The sequence below is a fragment of the Croceibacterium soli genome (assembly GCF_009828065.1).
Taxonomy (GTDB): domain Bacteria; phylum Pseudomonadota; class Alphaproteobacteria; order Sphingomonadales; family Sphingomonadaceae; genus Croceibacterium_B; species Croceibacterium_B soli.
In genome coordinates, this window is the sequence record NZ_WTYK01000006.1 from 36,545 (window position 1) to 56,676 (window position 20,132).

Annotated in this window: 18 protein-coding genes; 12 read left to right on the top strand and 6 right to left on the bottom strand. The window is 67.8% G+C overall.

Annotation, left to right across the window (positions count from 1 at the left end; translation table 11 throughout):
* Nucleotides 1-26: 26 nt before the first annotated feature.
* From GRI75_RS10790 to GRI75_RS10800, 3 genes are all read right to left on the bottom strand, one after another.
* Complete coding sequence (locus GRI75_RS10790; protein ID WP_160746996.1) at nt 27-2,585, bottom strand: TonB-dependent receptor; 2,559 nt, start codon at nt 2,583-2,585, stop codon at nt 27-29.
* Between the two features lie 164 nt (nt 2,586-2,749).
* Complete coding sequence (locus GRI75_RS10795) at nt 2,750-3,685, bottom strand: helix-turn-helix domain-containing protein (RefSeq protein WP_160746997.1); 936 nt, start codon at nt 3,683-3,685, stop codon at nt 2,750-2,752.
* A gap of 172 nt (nt 3,686-3,857) precedes the next feature.
* Complete coding sequence (locus tag GRI75_RS10800; protein ID WP_160746998.1) at nt 3,858-4,715, bottom strand: diacylglycerol/lipid kinase family protein; 858 nt, start codon at nt 4,713-4,715, stop codon at nt 3,858-3,860.
* Nucleotides 4,716-4,862: 147 nt separating this feature from the next.
* Here GRI75_RS10800 and GRI75_RS10805 point away from each other — a divergent pair, with 147 nt between their 5' ends.
* The 10 genes from GRI75_RS10805 (at nt 4,863) to GRI75_RS10850 (ending at nt 14,128) form a co-directional block, all read left to right on the top strand.
* Nucleotides 4,863-6,923: a chemotaxis protein CheA gene (locus GRI75_RS10805; RefSeq protein ID WP_160746999.1), complete on the top strand. Its 2,061-nt coding sequence runs from the start codon at nt 4,863-4,865 to the stop codon at nt 6,921-6,923.
* 1 nt (nt 6,924) lies between these two features.
* Nucleotides 6,925-7,359, top strand: coding sequence for a chemotaxis protein CheW (locus GRI75_RS10810; RefSeq protein ID WP_160747000.1), 435 nt, complete (start codon nt 6,925-6,927; stop codon nt 7,357-7,359).
* 55 nt (nt 7,360-7,414) lie between these two features.
* Complete coding sequence (locus tag GRI75_RS10815; RefSeq protein ID WP_160747001.1) at nt 7,415-7,780, top strand: response regulator; 366 nt, start codon at nt 7,415-7,417, stop codon at nt 7,778-7,780.
* A 13-nt stretch (nt 7,781-7,793) separates the two neighbouring features.
* A complete protein-coding gene (gene cheB, locus GRI75_RS10820) occupies nt 7,794-8,897 on the top strand; it encodes a chemotaxis-specific protein-glutamate methyltransferase CheB (RefSeq protein ID WP_160747002.1) in 1,104 nt (367 codons plus the stop codon).
* Nucleotides 8,897-9,820 (top strand): CheR family methyltransferase, encoded by a 924-nt coding sequence (locus GRI75_RS10825; RefSeq protein WP_160747003.1) that lies wholly within the window; start codon nt 8,897-8,899, stop codon nt 9,818-9,820. The genes cheB and GRI75_RS10825 overlap by 1 nt, the downstream gene beginning before the upstream one ends.
* Nucleotides 9,817-11,349, top strand: a complete 1,533-nt coding sequence (locus GRI75_RS10830; RefSeq protein WP_328597973.1) for a putative bifunctional diguanylate cyclase/phosphodiesterase — start codon at nt 9,817-9,819, stop codon at nt 11,347-11,349. Before GRI75_RS10825 ends, GRI75_RS10830 begins: the two co-directional genes overlap by 4 nt.
* Complete coding sequence (locus GRI75_RS10835) at nt 11,333-12,667, top strand: methyl-accepting chemotaxis protein (protein ID WP_235911471.1); 1,335 nt, start codon at nt 11,333-11,335, stop codon at nt 12,665-12,667. The genes GRI75_RS10830 and GRI75_RS10835 overlap by 17 nt, the downstream gene beginning before the upstream one ends.
* Nucleotides 12,668-12,985: 318 nt before the next feature.
* Nucleotides 12,986-13,363: a hypothetical protein gene (locus GRI75_RS10840; protein WP_160747005.1), complete on the top strand. Its 378-nt coding sequence runs from the start codon at nt 12,986-12,988 to the stop codon at nt 13,361-13,363.
* Nucleotides 13,360-13,698, top strand: a complete 339-nt coding sequence (locus GRI75_RS10845) for a hypothetical protein (RefSeq protein WP_160747006.1) — start codon at nt 13,360-13,362, stop codon at nt 13,696-13,698. Before GRI75_RS10840 ends, GRI75_RS10845 begins: the two co-directional genes overlap by 4 nt.
* Before the next feature lie 118 nt (nt 13,699-13,816).
* On the top strand, nt 13,817-14,128 hold the full coding sequence (locus GRI75_RS10850) for a hypothetical protein (protein WP_160747007.1): 312 nt from the start codon (nt 13,817-13,819) through the stop codon (nt 14,126-14,128).
* Nucleotides 14,129-14,180: 52 nt separating this feature from the next.
* On the opposite strand, the gene GRI75_RS10855 is transcribed toward GRI75_RS10850, so the two are convergent.
* Nucleotides 14,181-16,193 (bottom strand): TonB-dependent receptor, encoded by a 2,013-nt coding sequence (locus tag GRI75_RS10855; RefSeq protein ID WP_160747008.1) that lies wholly within the window; start codon nt 16,191-16,193, stop codon nt 14,181-14,183.
* Between the two features lie 111 nt (nt 16,194-16,304).
* Between GRI75_RS10855 and GRI75_RS10860 the strand changes: the two genes are divergently transcribed.
* Together GRI75_RS10860 and GRI75_RS10865 are read left to right on the top strand one after the other, a co-directional pair.
* Nucleotides 16,305-16,862: a nuclear transport factor 2 family protein gene (locus GRI75_RS10860; protein WP_235911472.1), complete on the top strand. Its 558-nt coding sequence runs from the start codon at nt 16,305-16,307 to the stop codon at nt 16,860-16,862.
* Nucleotides 16,859-17,362: a 2,4'-dihydroxyacetophenone dioxygenase family protein gene (locus tag GRI75_RS10865; RefSeq protein ID WP_160747009.1), complete on the top strand. Its 504-nt coding sequence runs from the start codon at nt 16,859-16,861 to the stop codon at nt 17,360-17,362. Before GRI75_RS10860 ends, GRI75_RS10865 begins: the two co-directional genes overlap by 4 nt.
* 78 nt (nt 17,363-17,440) lie before the next feature.
* Here GRI75_RS10865 and GRI75_RS10870 read toward each other — a convergent pair whose 3' ends face one another.
* Nucleotides 17,441-17,647 carry a cold-shock protein gene (locus GRI75_RS10870; protein ID WP_160747010.1) on the bottom strand — a complete coding sequence of 69 codons (207 nt, stop codon included), beginning with the start codon at nt 17,645-17,647 and terminating at the stop codon, nt 17,441-17,443.
* Nucleotides 17,648-18,611: 964 nt separating this feature from the next.
* A complete protein-coding gene (locus GRI75_RS10875) occupies nt 18,612-20,084 on the bottom strand; it encodes an aldehyde dehydrogenase (RefSeq protein ID WP_160747011.1) in 1,473 nt (490 codons plus the stop codon).
* Nucleotides 20,085-20,132: the final 48 nt, after the last annotated feature.

Below are 20,132 nucleotides of genomic sequence, written 5' to 3' on the forward strand. Positions count from 1 at the left end.
CCGAGCCCCCTCCACTTCGTTGTCTTTTAGAACTCGAAACCGAGACGGGCGTACCATTCGGCGGGCCGGCTGTAGGTGCCGTAGATCACGCCGCCGGCGATCTGCGCCTGGCCGGTAACGAGGTAACGCTCGTCGAACACATTGGTCCCGCCGACCGTCAGCGTCCAGTTGCCGGCATCGGGCTCGTAGCTGGCGCTGGCGTTGACGATGTCGGTGGCCGGGCGGAGCAGCAGGATCGTGCCTTCCGTGTCGTTGCGCATGCTGGTGGTGTGGGTCCAGTCGGCCAGCAGCACGACCGAGCCGCCACCGACCGGCAGTTCCAGCCGCGGCGCGACGTTGAACTTCCAGTCCGGCGCCTTGGGCAGATCGGCGCCTTCGAACACGCCGAGCTGGAACGGGTTGGGCGCGACTTGCGCCGGGCCCGCGACATCGGTGTAGTAGGCGTCGAGATAGCCGACCGAGGCGGTGACGGTGAACAGGTCCGTCGGCGCGGCCTGGAGTTCGACCTCGAAGCCCTTGATGCGTGCGTCACCGGCGTTCTGCACCGTCGGCGATACGCCTTCCTGGAAGTTTAGCTGGATGCCCTCGTACTTTGTGGAGAACGCCGCCGCGTTGAGCTGCAGGCGCCGGTCGATCAGCGTGGACTTGACGCCGATCTCCATCGTCTCCGCCTCTTCCTCGCCGAAAGTCGGGGCAACCGGCAGCGGGTTGGACAGGCGGGTGGTCCAGCCGCCGGTCTTGTAGCCCTGGCTGAAGGAGCCGTAGACCATCACGTCGTCGCTCGGGTACAGTTGCACGCCGGCCTTGAACGAGAAGTTGTCGAACTCCTGCTCGTTCGGCGAAAGCGGGTAGTAGCGGAACGGCTGGCTCGGGATCGGGAAGCCGACGGCCGTAGCGCATGCCGCGCTGGGATTGCCAGTCGCCGGGTCGAGCGCCATGCAGTTGAACAGCTTGTAGTTGAAGCCGTTGATGTCCGACTGCGCGCCGACGTAGCCTTTCTCTTCCTTGGTGTAGCGCCCGCCGAGCGTGAAGCCGAGCAGGTCGGAAACCCGCCAGTCGACCTGGCCGAACCCGGCATAGGCCCGCGTGTCGATCTCGCCCGGGCCATCGACCTGCAGCAGGCCGCTGGCGAAAGTCACGAAGTCGCGCAGGTCGCCCTTCTCGTTGAACGCATAGGCACCGAGGACGAAGTTCAGCGAGTCGTCGAGGAACGAGCCGAGCAGCTGGACTTCCTGGCTCCACTGCTCCTGATCCACGATGAAGCTGGTCTGCAGGATCGGCAGCGGCGAATTGTCCAGGTCCACGCCGGCGGCGAAATCGATCTTGCGGAAGGAGGAGATCGACTTGAGCGTCAGCGCATCGTTCAGGTCCAGCTCGACGTCGAGCGCCACGCCGCCCTGCTCCAGGTCGGAGAAGTTGTTACCGGTCGCCCAGCTCTCGTCGATATCGTCGTTCACCCAGCGGCTGTCGTAGGGCGCCACGTCGTTGAGCGGATTGCCGTCGACGTTGACGCTGGCGAGGCCTGGGATGGTCAGATAGCCGTCATTGCTCGAGCGCGGGCCGCAGAGGTTCTGCGCGTTGCGCGCGGCGATCTGTTCCGCCGTCGCCCCGATGCAGAAGTTGTAGAGGCCAGCGAACAGGAAGCCCGAGCTTCCGGTGGTCACGTCGAGCGCGGTACCGGGGATGTTGTTCGCCGCGAGGCCGGCGAACGGGCCGGGGATCGGGGTGACCGCAAGGACGGTGTTGGCCGTCGAGTTCTGGTTCAGCTTGGTATAGTCGCCGGTGAAAGTGGCGCGCAGGGCGCCGCCGTTGTCCCAGCGCAGCTTGCCGCGCAGGTTCCAGGCGTTGTCGCCGCCCTGGGTGTCGTCGGTCTGGTAGCCGGCGGCGGGGAACCGCTCCCACGAAGTGTAGTCGCCCGCGTCGCCCGGATAGGGAACGCGCTTCTGATAGCCTTCGCGGCTCAGCATGCCGAAGGCGAGCGAGGAGGACAGGCCGGTGGTGAGCGGCAGCTCGACCATGCCGCGCACCTGCATCCGCTCGTAGCTGCCGATCGTCACGTCGCCGCGCACGCGGAACTCGTCGCCCGGGTTGCGGGTGACGATCGAGATCGCGCCGCCGATGGTGTTGCGCCCGAACAGCGTGCCCTGCGGGCCCTTCAGCACCTCGATCCGCTCCACGTCGAGCAGGTCCTGGTTGGCGCCGATCGAACGGCCGAGATAGACGCCGTCGAGATAGACGCCGACCGCAGGGTCGATGTTGAACGCGAAGTCGTTGGAGCCGATGCCGCGGATCGTCGCGCCGAGCACCGCGCTGGAGCCGGAGAACGGGGTCGAGGCGTCGAGCGTGACGTTCGGAGTGATGCCGGAGAGCGCGGACACGTCGCCGATGGCGCGTTCCTGCAAGGCTTCGGCGCTGAACGCGCTGATGGCGATCGGCACGTCCTGCACGTCTTCCGTGCGCTTCTGCGCGGTGACGATGATCTCCTGGATGCCGCCCCTCTGCTCCGCCGGGGCTTCCTCCTGCGCGTGCGCCGGTACGGCCATTGCTACCGCCAGAACGGCGAGCGAAACCTGCGTGAATCTCATCGATGCTTCTCCCAAAGCTTTATGCTGGTGTTTTTATGAGCCGCGCGCAGGCGGCTCTTGCCGCGCACGTTACTCGGGAGAGGGGAGCGCGCGCTTGCACAGCGGCGCAGGCCGGCTTGGACTCCGGCGCAAACGCAGCGTCCGCCTGCCGGCGGAAGCGCCCTTCAGCCGGGCCGGCCGCCCATTCGCCAGTCGCGCGGGGACACGCCGAACTTCTGCCTGAAGCAGCGGGTGAAATAAGCGCTGTCGTTGAAGCCCAGGCCGAACGCCACCTCGGTGATCGTGGCCCGCGGGTCGGCCATCAGCCGGTCGGCCGCTCGGTCGAGCCGGCGGGCGAGGATCGCGGCCGAAGGCGTGGTGCCCATTCGCGCGAACAGGTTCTGCACAGTCCGCGCGGAGGTACCCATTTCGCGCGCGATGGAGGCGGTCCGCAGCTCCGGATCGGACAGCGCGCCGTCGACCACCGCCAGCGCGCGCCGCGCATCGTGATCGTCGCCGCCGCCGGCCTGCCTCGCGTCGCGGATTGCCAGCGCGGCAAGATCGTAGAACACGCCGCTGATCCCCGCTCCCCAGTCCGGATTCTCGGGCGTAGCCTCGGCCTGGCGCCAGAGCGAGAGCAGGAAATCGTTGAACACCCGCGCGGCGGGCGAGGCGCCTGAAAGTCGCTGGGCCAGCGCATCCTCCAGATCGGGCACGCGTTCGAGCAGCGCGGTCTTGGGGAACTCCACCACCATCATCTCGTGCGGCGCGAGATCGAAACGGTAAGGTTCGTGCGGGGAGCCGATGACGAAGTCGCCCGGCGCGAGGCGCGTCTCGCGGCCCTGCTGGCTGTGCTGGCCCGAGCCGCGCCACTGCATGTGCATGATGATCCGCTCTTCGTCGGTGCTGCGGAGCGGCTTGCGGCCCACGGTGGCGCTGACCGAGCGGGTGCGGATCATGTCCAGGTCGCCGACCCGCCAGCTCCACATTTCGCCTTCGAATTGCTGGGTTTCGGCATTGACGAACGTGCCGCAGAACACCTCGTCCGCTACTGTGTTCCAGTAGCGGAGCCGCTCCCCCGGAGCGATGCCCGTAGTGGCGAACTTCGCGAGCGCGCCCAATCTTTCCTCCCGGAATGAAGCGCCCTTGTGGTGAGCGCTCTCATCGTCCCCGCACCAGGCGATAACGTCGGATCCTGCCGCCCGCCTGCTGCGCGGGCGGGATGGAACACAAGAACGCCGGACAGGTCAAGGCCGGCGGATCGCCCACCCGTCGATCGAGCGCCGTTGGCGCTCAGATGAAATCCATCGTCGTCCCCGTGCTGCGCACCTCCAGCGGCAGCGTCGCGAGCAAGTCGCCATCGCCCTGCACCTCGACATGCGCCGGCCCGTCGAGCGACAAGTGCGAGCAGGTGAAGCTGATGTTGCCGGGCCGAGCACCGGGATCGCGGCCGAGCGCCAGATCGAGCAGGAAACGCAGGTAATCGCGCCGCCGCGCGGTGCCGAGCGCGACGACGTGGAGCTTGTCGTCGAGCAGGCTCGCCCTGGGCGCGAAGCTCCACGGGCCGGCGAAGTAGCGCCCCTTGGCGATATAGACCGCTTCGCACGGGAAGCTTCGCCCCTCGGCATGCAGGACCATCGCGTGCCGTTCCCACCGCAGCAGCGTCCGCACCAGGGCGACGGCATAGGCGAAGCGCCCGATGCGGCGCTTGAGCGCGGGCGAATAGCCGCGGATCGCCGCGCATTCCGGCCCGGCGCTGGCGCAGCACAGGAACATCTCGTCGCGCACGGTGGCGGTATAGTGCCTCCGCCGCACCGCGGCTGCGAGGAAGCGCTCGGCGAAACGGCGCGCGTCCGGATGATAGCCGGCCTCGCGCGCGAGCAGGTTGATCGTCCCCAGGGGGTACTGTGCGATCGGCATGGCATGCCGGCCGCGGGCGACCGCGGCGGCGACGTGACGAACGGTTCCGTCCCCTCCCGCGACGCAGATGTGGGTGGCGAGCGGATCGATCTCCGGCGGCACTGCAGCCGAGCTTTCGCTCTCGATCACTTCGGCTCCGGCGCTCTCGAACGCGCGGCGCAAAGCGGCGATCCGGCGGGCCGAATGGGTCCCCGATTGCGGATTGGCGAAGAGCTGGACCCTGGGCGGCATCGGAAAGCGAACATAGGAACATCCCCGCCGATGAACAGTCGCCGCGTTCGCCTGCGCATGCCGCCGCCCGTCATGCCGACCCGCCCCATCCCGATAACGGGCCCTTAACCATCCGCCGCCATAACGGCCGCCTCACGGGGGCTTCTGATGGACGACCTGCTTGCCGAGTTTCTGGCCGAATCGCGCGACATGCTGGAAGCATTGTCGGGCGAGATCGTCGCCTGGGAGAACGACCCGGGAGACCGGGAGCGCCTCGACGCCATCTTCCGCTTCGTCCACACCGTGAAGGGCAATTGCGGGTTCTTCGAATTCCCGCGCCTTGAAGCGTTAAGCCATGCGGCCGAGGATGCCTTGGCCGATGTCCGCGCGGGGCGCCGCCAGCCGGACCAGGCGCTGGTCAGCGCCGTACTGGCGGTGATCGACCGTATCGCAGCCATCGTCGAGGCGATCGGCGCTGGCGCCGAACTCCCGGAGCAGGACGATGCGCCGTTGGTGGCGGCGCTTTCCGCGCACGAGGACGAAGTCTCACCCCTTGCCGCCGCCCGGAGCTTGTCGGCCAGCCAGTCGCGGCGCCAATCCGTCATGCCGCGCACGATCCGCCTGCCGGTCCAGCTGCTCGACCGGGTGATGAGCGGCGTCTCCGACATGGCAGTGGCGCGCAACGATCTCGCCCGCCGCCTGGCGCAGCACGACGGCGAAACCGGGCTCGAGGGCCCGTTCAACCGCCTCTCCGCGATCATAGGCGACTTGCGCGAGGCGATCACCCGCATTCGCATGCAACCGATCGAGACGCTATTTTCCGGCTTTCCCCGCCTGGTCCGAGACCTGTCGCAGGAACTCGGCAAGCAGGTCATGGTCGAGGTCGAAAGCGGCGAGGTCGAGATCGACCGCGAGATGATCGAGGTCGTCCGCGATCCGCTGGTCCACCTGATCCGCAACGCCGTCGACCACGGGATCGAATCCCCGGCCGACCGGCGCGCAGCGGGCAAGCGCGAGATCGGCCTGCTGCAGATCTCCGCGCGCCAGACCGGCAGCGAGATCCGCATCGGCATCGTCGACGACGGACGCGGAATCGACGGCGGCAAGCTGGTGCAGAAGGCCGTCGCCGCCGGCCTGCTTACGGCGGGAGAGGCCGCGCTGCTGAGCGATCGGGAACGCAACGCCCTGATCTGCGAACCCGGCCTCAGCACCGCGAGCGAGATCACCGCAGTCTCCGGCCGCGGGGTCGGCATGGATGTGGTGCGCGCCAATATCGAGAAGATCGGTGGATCGCTGACGATCGACAGCACGCCGGGAGCCGGCACGCGGATGATCCTCAATGTGCCGCTGACGCTCAGCATCGTGCCTTCGCTGACCGTCGCCGTGGCGGGGCGAGTGTTCGCCATTCCCCGGTCCTATGTCGAGGAGATCGTGCGCGCCTCGGACGAGGAGATGGGCCGGGCCAGCGTCGGCGGGCGCGAGTTCGTCACCGTTCGCGGCGAGCGCCTCCCCTGCATCGGCCTGGGCGAGGTTCTCGATCTCGGACAGGATCCGGGCGCCTCGCGCCTTTATGTCCTGCTGAGGCTGGTCGGCGGCGATACCTTCGGCCTGGCGGTCGACGAGGTGCGCGATCACGAGGAGCTGGTGGTCAAGCCGATCCCTCCGGTCCTCATGGCCTGCGGGCTCTATGTCGGTTCCACCCAGCTCGACGACGGCAGCCCGATCCCGATGCTCGACATCTCGGGCATCGCTCAGGCCGCGGGCATGATCCACGACATGAAGAACCGCCCCACTCGCAGAGGCCGCGGTGAAGCGCAGGCCGACGAGCGCACGCTCGTCCCCGCACTGCTGTTCCGCGGGTTCGACGGCGGCGAGCGCGCGGTGGAGATGGATGCCGTCCGCCGGATCGAGAAGCTGCCTGTCGCCGCCTTGCGCACCGATCCCGACGGCGGGTCGCAGATCGTGATCGAGGGTCGGATCGTCGCGCTGGCCAGCTTCGGCCCGCTGCGCATCGAAGGCGAGACGATCAACCTGTTCCGCACGGAAGCGGAAGGCCGGGAGATCGCCTGGGCCTATGCCGAGATCGTGGACTTGTGCGAGTTCGATCCGGCCGAAGTCGTCGCGGGCGCTCGCCGCAAGCTGGCGCTGATCGGCGGCCGCCCGGTCGAGCTGTACGACAGCCAAGCCCTGCTGGCGCACCCGGCGCTCCTCTTGCCGGCGGAAGGTTGAGATGGACCGCTCCCTGCTTCTGATCACCATCGGCGGCGAGCTTGCCGCGCTCGATTCCGCCGCGATCCGCTCGGTCGTGGAGCTGGAGGCGATCACACCTGTTTCCCGCGCGCCCCGGCACATCGTGGGGCTTTCCGCCCTGCGCAGCCGGGCGATGACGGTTGTCGACTGCCGCCGCGCCCTGGAACTGCCGGCGAGCGATGCCCGCGGGCCCCTCGCGGCCGTCGTGGAGCTCGACGGATTTCTTTACGCACTGCAGGTCGACGGGGTCGAGGATGTCGTTCCGTTCGACGGCGAGCCAGCCGAAATTCGCGCGCACCTGCAGCCCGGATGGGCGCGCGCCTCGCTCGGCATAGTCGAGACGATCGCCGGACCGGTTCTCCTGCTGGACCCGGCGCGCCTGATCGAAGGCCCTCCAGAAAGAAAGGCAGCGTAAGCCGATGTTTACCGTGAAGCGCCTAGCCGACGTGCAGAACAATGGGGCTCGCACAATGAAAAACTGTCTGATCGTCGATGATTCGCGGGTGATCCGCAAAGTTTCCCGCCACATCGTCGAATCCCTCGGGTTTGCCGTGGATGAAGCCGCGGACGGCCGGGAAGCGCTCGCCAAGTGCGACGCGGCCATGCCCGACGTGATCCTGCTCGACTGGAACATGCCGGTGATGAGCGGGATCGAATTCCTCGGCCGGCTGCGCGAACGTCCGGGCGGAGGCGCCCCGAAGGTGGTGTTCTGCACTACCGAGAACGACGTGGCGCACATCCGCGAGGCGATCGACGCCGGGGCCGACGAATATGTGATGAAGCCGTTCGATCACGATACGCTGCAGATCAAGCTGCAGCTCGTCGGGGCTGCCTGAGGAGGGGGACGCCATGGGGTATTCGCCCCCGCTCGGCGCTCCAGGCTCCGCTTCCGGGCTGCAGCGCGGCCGCGCGATCCGCGTCCTGGTGGTCGACGACTCGCTGATCGTCCGTGCCGCCTTCTCGCGGCTGGTCGGCGCGGAAGCCGACCTGGAATTGGCCGCGGCGGTTTCGACGGCGGAGGACGCGCTGGCGCTGCTCGCGACCGAGCGGGTCGACGTGATCCTGCTCGACCTGGAGATGCCCGGCATGGGCGGCCTCGGCGCGCTGCCGCAGATGATCGAGCGGGCTCGCGAAGCGAAGATCCTGGTCGTCTCCAGCCTCACTGCGGACGGCGCCGAGCAGACGGTGGAGGCCTTGTCGCTGGGCGCTGCGGACACCCTTCAGAAGCCGGCCACCGGCGGCTTCGACCAGGCTTATCGGGAAAGACTGCTGGCCAAAGTCCGCGCGCTCGGCAGGCGCCCGCTGCGCCGCGCCGCGCCGGCGGGCCAGGCCGCCGGAAGCACGCCGATCCTGCGCAGCCCGTCGCGCGAACGGGCGGCGATCGTCGCGATCGGCGCTTCGACCGGCGGCATCCACGCGATCGGGCAGCTGTTCGGAGCCTTGCCAACCTGCCTCGGCGTGCCGATCCTGATCACGCAGCACTTGCCGGCGTCGTTCATACCCGCTTTCGCGCAGCAGTTGCGGGAGATTTCCGGACGCCCCGCCCTCCCCGCGGCGGACGGGATGGCGCTGCTGCCGGACACGATCCTGATCGCCCCGGGCGACGCCCACCTGGCCCTCGCCGCGCGGCCCTCCGGCCACGTGGTCCGGCTGGACCGCAGGCCCGCCGCCAGCGGCTGCATGCCATCGGTCGACCCGATGTTCGCATCGCTGGCCGATGCTTTCGGCGCCGCCTCGCTGGGCGTGGTGCTCACCGGCATGGGCCGCGACGGCAGCGAGGGCGCACAGCAGATCGCCCAGGCCGGCGGCACGATCCTGGCGCAGAACGAGGCCACCTCCGCCGTATGGGGAATGCCCGGCGCGATCGCCCGGGCCGGGCTCGCTTCGGCGATCCTGCACCCACGCGACATCGCCGGGCGTATCGCCGCGGCCGTCATCGCGCGGGGCGCCTGATGGACCCCGACGAGATCGCAATCGGCATCATCGCGGGATTGCTGGAGGAGCGAACCGGACAGAAGCTGACCGAGGACCGCCGCTGGCGCATCGCGCCGGCGCTGGCCGGCCTGTTTCGCGACCGGGGCATCTCCAGCAACCAGGACCTTGTCGTCCTGCTGACGCAGCCCGACGGCTCGTCGCTGGCGCAGGAAGTCGTCGAGGCGCTGCTCAACAACGAGACCTACTTCTTCCGCGACCGGCAGATCTTCGATCATCTGGCCACGTCCGTTCTCCCCGCGCTGGCGGCCAGGCGCGCCCACAGCAAGCGGCTGTCGGTCTGGTGCGTCGGCTGCTCAACCGGGCAGGAAGCTCTATCGCTGGCGATGACATTCGCCGACCAGCGGGCCCGTTGGGACGGCTGGACGATCGACGTCCTCGGCACCGACGTATCGGGCTCGATCGTCGAATTTGCCCGCGCGGCTACATATTCCAGCTTCCAGATCCAACGTGGGCTCGGCGTCGGCCAGATGCTTGCCCAGTTCACCGAAACGGAGGGCGGATGGCAGGCGAAGGAGCGCCTGCGCCGGATGGTCCGCTACGAGGTGCACAACCTGCTGCACCCGGCGCCTTATCCCGGCCGGTTCGACCTGATCCTGTGCCGCAACGTGCTGCTCTATTTCGATGCGCCGGTGCGGGAGCGTGCCTTCGCCCGCCTCAGCGAGGCTCTGGCGGAAGATGGCAAGCTGCTTCTGGGCGGAGGCGAGACGGTGCTCGAGAAGGGCACGTTCTTCCGGCCCTGTAACGAGCGCTATTCGCTCTACGACCCGCTGCCCCGGGCCACCCGAACGGCCGTCGCCAGCCCGCCGCACAAGGTAAACATCGGCTTAAATGTTTCTTTAAGTTCTGCGCCCCTAGGGATGGCGCAAGGGGGAAGCGCGTGATCCGAACGATCGAGAGGGACTATCTGGCGCCCAGGCTTCTGGTGCTCGGCCCGATAGTCGCGCTGTCCGCCATCGTCGCCTGCTTCGTCGCCTACCTGGCGGTGCGCGGCACCTTCGCGGCGCCCGGCTCCTACCAGGCTCCGGTGATCGGCCTGGCGCTCTATGGCATTGCCGCTATCCTGCTGGTGCGGGTCGCGCTGGCCAATATCGGACAGCTCGAGCTGCTCGGCCTGACCGACAGCCTGAGCGGCTTGCCCAACCGCCGCGCTCTCCATGTCGACGTGGCCCGCTATGCCCAGGCGGACGACGAGATCGCTCTCGCGCTGGTCGATCTCGACGGCTTCAAGTCGGTCAACGACCATTACGGCCACTACACCGGCGACAAGCTGATCAAGGAATGCGCGGCCATCCTGTCGGACTTGTGCGCGAAAGACGCGCGCGCCTATCGCCTGGGCGGCGACGAGTTCGCCATCCTGGTGATGGGCCCGATCGCCGGCAATATCCTCGAGGGCATCTGCCGGCGCCTGCTCCAGCGCCTGGCCAAGCCGATCGCCCTGCAGGACCGACAGGTGACCATCGGCGCCAGCATCGGCCTGTCCCGCAGCACGCCCGCCGCGCGGACCAGCTCCGCCGACCTCCTGCGCCAGTCGGACGTGGCGATGTATGCCTCCAAGACCGGCGGCAAGATGCGCTGCACCTGGTTCAACGACGAGTTCGACCGCAAGCTAGAACAATCGCAGAAGGTGGAGCGCGCGCTGCGCCGTGCCGTCGCCGGCAACGAGCTCCAGGTCCTCTACCAACCGCTGGTGGACGCGACCACCAGCGAGATCGTCGCGGTGGAGGCGCTGCTGCGCTGGGCGCAAGACGGCGTCGCGGTCGATCCTTCCGCCTTCATCGCCGTGGCCGAAGAAACCGGCCTGATCAACGCGATCGGCAGCTGGGTCCTGCGCCAGGCGTGCACCGATGCGCTGGCCTGGGACGGCCTGAAGCTGTCCGTCAACGTATCGCCGGCCCAACTGCGCAATGCCGATTTCCCCATCCAGCTCGGCCATATCCTCGAAGAAACCGGCTTCCCGCCCGACCGCCTGGAGCTGGAGATCACCGAGACTTACCTGGTCGGCGATCCGGTGATCGTCTGCCGCAGCCTCGAGATGATCCGCAGCTTCGGCGTCGGCGTGGCGCTCGACGATTTCGGGACGGGCTATGCCTCCATCGGCTTCCTGCGCAAGTTCCGCTTCGAGAAGCTCAAGATCGACCGTTCGCTGATCGTCGAGGCAGCCGACGACGAAGGCAGCCGGGCGATGATGGTCTCCAGCATCGCCGTCGCCCGCGCGATGAACATGTTCGTAACCGCAGAGGGCGTAGAGACCGCTGCGCAAGCCGCGCTCGCCCGCACCGCCGGCTGCGACCACTTGCAGGGCTGGCTCTACTACAAGGCCGTGACGGCCGACGAGATCACCCGCCAACTGGCGAAGAACGCTATCAGGATCACCGGAGACCACCGTCATGGACATGTCGCGCACGCCTGAAGTCCCCGCCGCCGACGAACTCGAACGCGACCGTGCGGAGCGTCACGCGTCGGCCGGTTCGCACGGCGCTTTCGGCCACGGCGTGTCCGGCTCGATCGCTCGTCGCGCACGCGCGGTATTCGCCGCGCTGGCGTTCCTCGCGGCCGCCAACGCGCTGCTCGCCGGGGCAGTCCTGATGGCGGTACCCGGAACGCCGGGCTGGCTCTTCGCGATACTTTTCGCACTGACGGCGGCGGCCGCGGGCGTGGCCTATCTCGCCCACCGGATCATCCAGCAGGACATCGTCCTGCCGCTGCAGAGCGCCAGCCGAAGTGCCGTGGCACTTGCCGAAGGACACCATCAGGTCGAAGTCGAGAACGCCCACCGGCAGGACGAGATCGGCGAGATCGCGCGGGCGCTGCAGACGATCAAGAAAGCGGCCTTCAAGTTCCAGCAGCTGCGTGCGCGGACCGAAGAAGACCACGCCAGGCATCAGGCCGTGCTGCGCGAGCTGACCGACAGGTTCGAACGCAATGTCAGCGAGATCGTCGGCAGCGTTGCGTCCGCCTCCAGCGAATTGCAGGCGACGGCGACCGCGATGGCGGCCAGCGCGGAGCAGTCTTCCAGCCAGTCCGCCAGGGTTTCCCAAGCGCTCGGCGAAGCGACCGCCGGCGTGACCGCAGCCGCCGCCGCGAGCGACGAGTTCGCCATGTCGATCGGCGAGATCAGCCGCCAGGCATCGAACAGCGCCGAGCTCGCTCGCAAGGCCAGCTCGGCCGCGGCCGACGCGGATTCGACGATTTCGGAGCTGTCGAGCTCGGCCTCGCAAGTGGGCCAGGTGGTCCAGATGATCTCCACCATCGCCCAGCGCACCAACCTCCTCGCCCTCAACGCCTCGATCGAAGCGGCGCGAGGCGGGGAGGCCGGGCGCGGCTTCGCCGTCGTCGCGACCGAGGTCAAGGAACTGGCGGCGCAGACCGGAAAGGCCACCGAACAGGTCGCGGCGCAGATCCGCACGATGCAGGACACGACCGGCGCCAGCGTGGCCGCTCTCCGGAAGATCGCCGAGCAGATCAAGCAGCTCGAAACGACGGCCGTGTCGATCGCCGCGGCGGTCGATCAGCAATCCGTCGCCGGGCAGGACCTGGCCCGCAGCATCGATCTCGCGGCCCGCAGTGCGGAAGAAGTGTCCGGCAGCCTCGACCAGGTCCGCGACGCCTCCCTGGCGACCGGCAGCGCCGCCAGCCAGGTGCTGACCAGCTCGACCGACCTCGAACGGCAGGCGGTTACGCTGAAGACGCAGGCCGACGAATTCCTGCAGCAGGTCCGGGAGGCCTAACGGGCACCCGATCGGCCGTTGGCCGCTCCACTCCGCGCAGCGCCGGTCACGCGCCTGCGCAGGCGTGGTGTGGTTTTCACGCGCTTGCGCCCTGCCCCAGCGCCCCCTACCAATGGCCCCAGTTGCAGCGAACGTGCCGCCCACCGGGCACCGGACAGGCTGCCAAGCTGTCCTCCCGAACGGCGGCACGGGCGATGCGAAAGGGCGCGCGCCAGGCATTCGGCGAAGGCACCGCGAGCAGCGGCTCGATGTGCTGGCGCGCTCTTTCTCGGCCTGATAGCGCGTGCCGCGAAGCGCGCATCTTTTTGGAGGGTTGCAGTGGCAGATCGAGTTTCGAGCCTGAGGCGGTTCATCGGCATTCGCGAGGCGCTGATCGTCGTGCTCGCCGCCGCCCTGGTCGTGGTGCTCTGGCGTGCCGACGCGATCGCGCAGGAACGCAATGCGCTGGATCGCCAGCTGCTGGCGGAACGGCAGGCCCGCGCTGCCACGGAACTGTCATTGAACGCGCTCAAGTACCGGATTGCCAGCGGCGAACTTAATGACAATGTCCAGGAAACCATCATCGACGAGAAGATCGCCGAAGCGCAGGAGCGGGCGGGCGAGCTGGAGCGCGAGGCGGAAGAGCTGCGGCGCGAGAAGGTGAGGGAAGCGGATTGCGTGACACCACGCTCGATCAGGGAGGCCAGGGGCCTGTGAAGCGTGCCATCCTGCTGATCGCCTTGCTTGCCGCGGGCTGCAAGCATGCCCCGGCGCCGCCGCCGGCCGAAATCCGCGAAGTGCTGGTGCCGACTCCCGTCACTTGCGTGAACCCCGCGGACATCCCGCGCGAGCCGCCGACCGTGGGCCAGCGGTTCAACGGCGATGCCAAGCACGATCTCGGGATCCTCGCCCCGAATGCGCGGGCCTTGCGGGAGTGGGGCCAGAAATTGCGGACGCTGCTCGAGGCCTGCGTGATCAAGGCGCCGAGCGCCGAGCCGACCGGTTCGTCGGCCGCCGCGCCGAAGGCTGCGGAGACCAAGCCCGCCCAATAGCCGCCGCCCGGCGCGCGTCTGGCGCAGCCCGTCCAGTTTGGCCCGGCAGCGTGGAAAGCTCTCGCTCCGCATGAGTTCGCTCACTGTCCGCCAACCGGCGGACTGCGAGGAGAGCGACATGAACGATCAGGATCGAGGACCGGGCCAGGGCCAGGGCCAGAACCCCGGGAACACCGGCGCCGGCAGCCGGCAACAGGAACAGCAGACCGCCGGCGGCGCCTTCCGCGAAGACCAGGGGCAGGACAGCGCTTCCCAAATGGACCAGCAGGACGGTTCCCGGCGCCAGCAGGAGCAGGAGAGCGGCGGCGCGAGACAAGGCCAGCCGGGCCAGCAGGAACAGCAGACCGGCGCCGGATACGGCGACCGCGGCGGGCAGCCGAGCGACCCCGGCCGCGCGGACCCGCGCGACAGCGGCAACGACAACAGCTGATCCGGACAAAGCAAGGGCGGCCGAGCCGGCCGCCCTTGCCTTCGCTTATGCGTCAGAACCCGTAGCGCAGCCCTGCCCACACGGTGCGGGGGATGCCCAGGTCGATCGAGCCGCCCTGGTTGCGGGTGACGATTTCCTCGTCGAACAGGTTCTCCGCCCGGGCGACGAAGCTCAGCTTCTCGTACAGCGGCACCTGGGCGTAAAGGTCGACCGTCGTCGCCGCCGGAAGCACATCGCTCTCCTGGTCGTCTTCGAACTGCTTGCCGACGTGGCGCAGCGTGGCCGCCAGCAGCATGCCTTCGGCCGGGCGATAACTGGCCGTCGCGCTCGCCGCCCAAGCGGGCGTCTGTGACGGGCGGAAGCCGTTGAGATCGGCGGCAGGGCCGCTGCCTTCCTGCTCCGCATCGGTGTATGCAAGCGATCCGTCGAGCCCGAAGGGACCGTGCTCCAGCTCGGCGCTGAACTCGAGCCCGCGTGCGTCGATCGCACCGATGTTGCGCCGTTCGCGCAGGTTCGTTCCGATCGTGACGTTGGTGATCGCGTCCTTCACCTTGTTGTCCCATGCGGTCAGCGCGAACCGCACGCCGGGTGAAGCGCGCCAGTCCAGGCCCACGTCGAAGCCTTCGAGCCGCTCGGGCACGAGGTTCTCGTTCGCGCGGGTTTCCACAGGGAACACCACGAACGGCCGGTAGAGTTCGTTGAGTGTCGGCAAGCGCAGGCCGCTGTAGGCGGCGGCGCGCACCTGCAGCCCGGAGGAAAGCGGCATGACCACGCCGCCGCGATAGGAGAACTCCCAGTCGGAGCGATCGGCGAAGGTCGTGTCGGTGCGCACCGTCTCTCCGTCGCCGCTGAGGGCGCGGTAGTAGCCGTCCCTGATCTCGTAGCGATCGGCGCGCACACCGCCGGTCAGGATCACGGGTCCGATTTGCCAGTCGTCCTCGGCGAACAGGCCGAGATCGGTGTTCTCGCCCCCGGCGAAGCGCTGTTCGGTGCGGGCGCCGGTGAATGCCGAGTAGGCATCTTCGAACAAGTCACCCGTGGACTGCCGGAAGTCCGCGCCGAGCCGCAAGGTATGCCCGCCACCCACTGGCGGACGAACTTCGATCTTGCCGCCCTCGCCTTCGGAGGGTGTGTCCTTCTGATCCAGAACCGGTACGAACCGTGTCGAGGAAACGACGACATTGGTGAAGTTGCGCCACTGCTTGTAAGCGATGGCGTCGAACTGCCAGGGGCCGCGGCCGACCACGCGTAGGCTGATGTCCTGCCCCTCGCTCGAGCTGTCGGCCCCTTCGAAGCGCAGCGTGCGGTGGTCTTCGAAAGCGAGCCCGCGCACTTGCAGGGTGATGTCTCCGCCGAGGTCCTGCACCAGCCGCCCGCCGGCCGACCAGCTGTCGAAGCGCGCCCGCGCCGTCGCGGGGACACGCTGGTCCTCGGGCGTGGTGTAGAAGCCCTTGCCGCGGTCCCAGCGGCCGCTGATCGTCGCGTAGCCGTTGCCGACTTCCGGGGCGAATGTACCGGAAAGCTCCGTCTCCGCCCGGTCGTTGATCAGCGCCGATGCGGTGACCAGGCCGAGGTCGGATGCATCCGCGCTGTTGAGCTCGATCGTTCCGGCCAGCGCGCCCGCACCGAACGGGCCCGAGCCGCCGCCGCGCGTCACCCGGATGTTCTCAAGCCGCTCCGGCGCAACCGCGGACAGCGGGATGTAGCCGAAGAACGGGTCGGCCAGCGGAACGCCGTCGAGCAGCACCAGCGCCCGGCTCGTGGCATTGCCGCCGAGCGCGCGCAGCGTGACGCCCTGCGCCGACGGGTTGGACGAGCGGCTGTCCGAGCGGCGGAACTGCTGGAACCCGGCGACCGACGACAGGGCATCCTCCAGTCGGCCGGACCCGGTCGATACGATCCGGTCCCGTTCGAGCACCTGCGTATCGTAGGCCGGGCTGGCCGGCGTGTCCGGCAGGCCCTCCCCCGTGACGACGATCACATCGGGATCGAAGCCGGCTTCCTGGGCGAGCGCCGGGGCGGCGGGCAACAGAAGAGGCGCGAGGGTGAGGTATTTCGGGTTCATGGGCATCCTGTCCGTCGCTTCGTTGACTTTGTCCGGACCGCTAGCCGAGTGCGCTTGCCGTGTCACCCCCGCTTTGGCAGGATGCCCCGCGAACGGGAGAGAACACACGCAATGCGCAGCACCATCGCCGCGGCCCTGCTGATTGCAGGCAGCGCCGCATACGCTCAGGAGAACCGCCCCACAATGGCCAGCACGGCACCCGCGATCGTACCCAAAGTCGCACAGGATCATGAGGCGCTGCTCGCCAGCCCTGACCCGAAGCTCGCCGCCAACAAGCGGCTGGTCTACGACATGTACCGCATCGTGCTGCAGGCGGGCCTGGCGGACCGGGCGGGCGAGTTCATTCGCGAGGACTACGTCCAGCACAACCCGAACGCTGGCCAGGGGCTCGCCGGGGTGCAGGAGTATGTCCGCAGCACACGGCCCGAACGGGAGATCAGGGACAAGCTGGACCTGCCACTGATCCACCTGATGGCGGAAGGGGACTACGTGATGACCAGCTTCGTCCGCCCGGAGAAGGACCAGAACGGCCAGACTTACTACGCCACCTGGTTCGACCTCTACCGCATAGCGGACGGCAAGATCGCCGAGCACTGGGACCCGATGCTCAAGAGCGATCCCAGGATCGACCCGAACGACAAGCGCCTTCCGGCGGAGGATGGCCGGTGATCGTTCCGGAATCCTTCCATTCCGCCTCCGACGATCTGCCCTGGGCGGACGAATGGGCCGGCGATCCCGGCATCAAGCTGAAGCTGCTGATGGCCGACATCGAAGGCGGCCGCTTCGCCGTCCGCATGCTGTTCGCTCCCGGGGTGGAGGTGTTCCCGCACAAGCACACCGGCGAAGTCCATGCCTTCACCTTCGCCGGAGAGTGGACTTACCTCGAGTATCCGGACAGCGCGAGCAACCGCGCGGGATCCTATCTGTTCGAGCCGCCGGGCAGCACGCACACGCTCAAGGTCTCCGATCTCGCCGACGGGTACACGGACGTGCTGTTCGTCATCTACGGCGCGATGCTTCACCTGGACCCGACGAACGGCTCCGTCGTGGCGGTGACCGACGCCGAGAGCGTCCTGCGCGAGTATCCGGAGTTGCTGAGGCAGCAAGGCAAGCCGGTGCCGGAGGTCTTGCCGGTCGGCGGATCGATGGCCTACCGGCCCTGCCCCTGAGCCCCGCGCCGGGCACATAAAAAATGGGACGGATGCCGAGGCACCCGTCCCATCGATTTTCCGCAAAGCGGCTTGGGGTCAAGCAGACTGCAGGTTCACTGCGCTCGTCTTGCCGCGCTTGTCGTTCTCGAGTTCGTAGGACAGGCGCTGCTCCTTATCGAGCGTGCTCATGCCAGCGGCCTGGACGGCCGTCATGTGAACGAAAGCGTCGTTGCCGCCAGCTTCATTGGTGATGAAGCCGTAGCCCTTGGCGTTGTCGAAAAATTTCACGGTGCCGATCGGCATAACAATTTCCTTCGTAAATGCGGAAGCCGGAAGACGGCCTCCTTCAAGCTAGGAGAAGCCAGAGAAGGAAAAAGGAGCCGCAAAGCGCCGTAGACCGTTCAATTTGCGACTGTAGCAAGGCTTATGTAGGGCATCGCCTCGCCGATTGATAGGGGGCGGGGTTTTATTTCTTTCGAAGCGATGTGACCGGAGCTTCCCAACCGTCACCCTGAACTTGTTTCAGGGCCCATTCCGCCCCCGCACGAAGCTATCGGCTCAAGCGGCGTGACCGCGCTTCGCCGGCGAGCACCGAAGGCGCGGCGCGATGGATGCTGAAACGAGTTCAGCATGACGGGAGGGGCAGGCAGTGGCCCAATCTTCCGTCACCCTGAACTTGTTTCAAGGCCCATTCCACCCCCTGCACGGAGCGATCGGTTCAAGCGGCGTGGCCGCACTTCGCCGGCGAGCACCGAAGGCGCGGCGCGATGGATGCTGGAAGCGGAGCTGTGCAAAGCACAAACGAGTCCAGCATGACGGGAGGGGCCAGAGAACGGCCTTTTGCCAACCGTCACCCTGAACTTGTTTCAGGGCCCATTCCGCCACCCGCGCGGAGCGATCGGTTCAAGCGGCATGGCCGCACTTCGCCGGCGAGCACCGGAGGCGCGGCGCGATGGATGCTGGAAGCGGAGCTGTGCAAAGCACAAACGAGTCAGCATGACGGAAGGGGCGAGCGACGGACACAACCTTCCCAACCGTCACCCTGAACTTGTTTCAGGGCCCATCCCGCCACCCGCACGGAGCTATCGGCTCAAGCGGCGTGGCCCCGCTTCGCCGGCGGGCACCGAAAGCGCGGCGCGATGGATGCTGAAACGAGTTCAGCATGACGAGAGGGGCAAGCGTTCGTGCCGAGCGACGTCGAGACACGCGGCGCGGCGTGTCTCGACTACGCTCACACAAACGGAGAGGGTTGCCTAAGAGATAGCTGTCAGAGCCGCGCCGGAGCCCCGTCCAGCAGGATCGTCTTGGTCTCGAGATATGGCCAGAGCCCTTCCTCGCCGCCTTCGCGGCCGATGCCGGACTGCTTAAAGCCGCCGAACGGCATGCCGAACTCCATGCGCATGCCGTTCTGCCCCATCACGCCGGTGCGGACGCGCCGGCTGATGTCGTAAGCGGCCTGCGGATCGGCGGTGAAGACCGAGCCGTTGAGGCCGAAGCTGCTCTCGTTGGCGATGCGGATCGCGTCTTCCTCGTCCTCCGCCGGGATCAGGCAGAGCACGGGGCCGAAGATTTCTTCCTGAGCAATGCGGCTCTGGTTGTCGACGTTGGCGAACAGGGTCGGCTCGATGAAGTAGCCCTTGTTCATATGCGCCGGACGCTGGCCGCCTGTCACGAGGTCGGCGCCGGACTTCTTGCCTTCCGCGACGTACATCTCGACCCGTTCGAGCTGGCGCTTCATCGCCAGCGGCCCAAGCTGCGTTTCTGGGTCGTCGGAGTTGCCGATCTTGATGCCCTTCATCACCTTGGCGATGGCCTCGGCCAGTTCGTCGTGCCGATCGCGGGTGACGATCGCGCGGCTGAGCATGGCGCAGACCTGGCCGCTCATCACGGTGATCGTGTTGCCGAGAATGTTCGCCGCTGCCTCGATCGGGAAATCGTCGCGCACGATCGCGGCCGACTTGCCGCCGAGCTCCAGCGAGCAGCGGGCGATGCGGCTGGCGCAGACTTCGGCGATGCGCTTACCGGCCACGGTCGAGCCGGTGAAGCTGACTTTGTCGATACCGGGGTTGTGGACCAGGTGGTCCGACGCGTCGCGGTCGGCCGGCACCAGGTTGACCACGCCCGCGGGCAGGCCGGCCTCTTCGGCGGCTTCGGCGATGATGTAGGCTTCCAGCGGGGTTTCCGGCGAAGGCTTCATCACGATCGTGCAGCCGGCGATCAGCGAATAGGCGACCTTGTTGAGCATGATGCCGAACGGCGCGTTCCACGGCGCGATGCCGGCCACGACGCCGACCGGCTCGCGCGCGATGATCGCCGTATCGACCGCCTGGCCCTTCTTCTGCTCGACCCAGTCGAAGCTTTCTCCCAGAGCTGCGATGCCCTTCATCTGCATCACCGCGCCGCCGTGCATCATCGGCGCGAAGCTGGCGAGGCCGCCGACTTGCGCGGTCCACGCGGCGGCCAGTTCGGGCACGCGCCGTTCCAGGAGCTCGGCCATCTTCATCAGCATGGCGCCGCGTTCGGCGGGCGGGGTGGTCGGCCAAGGGCCGTGGTCGAACGCCTGGCGCGCGGCCTCGACCGCCCGATCCATGTCGGCCTTGCCGGCCTCGCCGACGCGGGCGACGACTTCCTCGCTGTTCGGGTTGACGATCTCGATGGAGTCGCCGCTGAGCGGGGCGACCCACTCGCCGCCGATGAACAGCTTGTCGGGGTGCCGGATGAAAACGCCTTCGGGGGTCATCTGAAGTCTCCTGTCGTACGCCAGCAAGGAATGGCGCCGGGTTCGGTC

Bases quoted from the DNA above. Each gene is read 5' to 3' on its own strand.
- GRI75_RS10790 (WP_160746996.1), bottom strand. From the start codon at position 2,585: ATGAGATTCACGCAGGTTTCGCTCGCCGTTCTGGCGGTAGCAATGGCC.
- GRI75_RS10800 (WP_160746998.1), bottom strand. From the start codon at position 4,715: ATGCCGCCCAGGGTCCAGCTCTTCGCCAATCCGCAATCGGGGACCCAT.
- GRI75_RS10805 (WP_160746999.1), top strand. From the start codon at position 4,863: ATGGACGACCTGCTTGCCGAGTTTCTGGCCGAATCGCGCGACATGCTG.
- GRI75_RS10810 (WP_160747000.1), top strand. From the start codon at position 6,925: ATGGACCGCTCCCTGCTTCTGATCACCATCGGCGGCGAGCTTGCCGCG.
- GRI75_RS10815 (WP_160747001.1), top strand. From the start codon at position 7,415: ATGAAAAACTGTCTGATCGTCGATGATTCGCGGGTGATCCGCAAAGTT.
- cheB (WP_160747002.1), top strand. From the start codon at position 7,794: ATGGGGTATTCGCCCCCGCTCGGCGCTCCAGGCTCCGCTTCCGGGCTG.
- GRI75_RS10825 (WP_160747003.1), top strand. From the start codon at position 8,897: ATGGACCCCGACGAGATCGCAATCGGCATCATCGCGGGATTGCTGGAG.
- GRI75_RS10835 (WP_235911471.1), top strand. From the start codon at position 11,333: ATGTCGCGCACGCCTGAAGTCCCCGCCGCCGACGAACTCGAACGCGAC.
- GRI75_RS10850 (WP_160747007.1), top strand. From the start codon at position 13,817: ATGAACGATCAGGATCGAGGACCGGGCCAGGGCCAGGGCCAGAACCCC.
- GRI75_RS10855 (WP_160747008.1), bottom strand. From the start codon at position 16,193: ATGAACCCGAAATACCTCACCCTCGCGCCTCTTCTGTTGCCCGCCGCC.
- GRI75_RS10860 (WP_235911472.1), top strand. From the start codon at position 16,305: ATGCGCAGCACCATCGCCGCGGCCCTGCTGATTGCAGGCAGCGCCGCA.
- GRI75_RS10870 (WP_160747010.1), bottom strand. From the start codon at position 17,647: ATGCCGATCGGCACCGTGAAATTTTTCGACAACGCCAAGGGCTACGGC.
- GRI75_RS10875 (WP_160747011.1), bottom strand. From the start codon at position 20,084: ATGACCCCCGAAGGCGTTTTCATCCGGCACCCCGACAAGCTGTTCATC.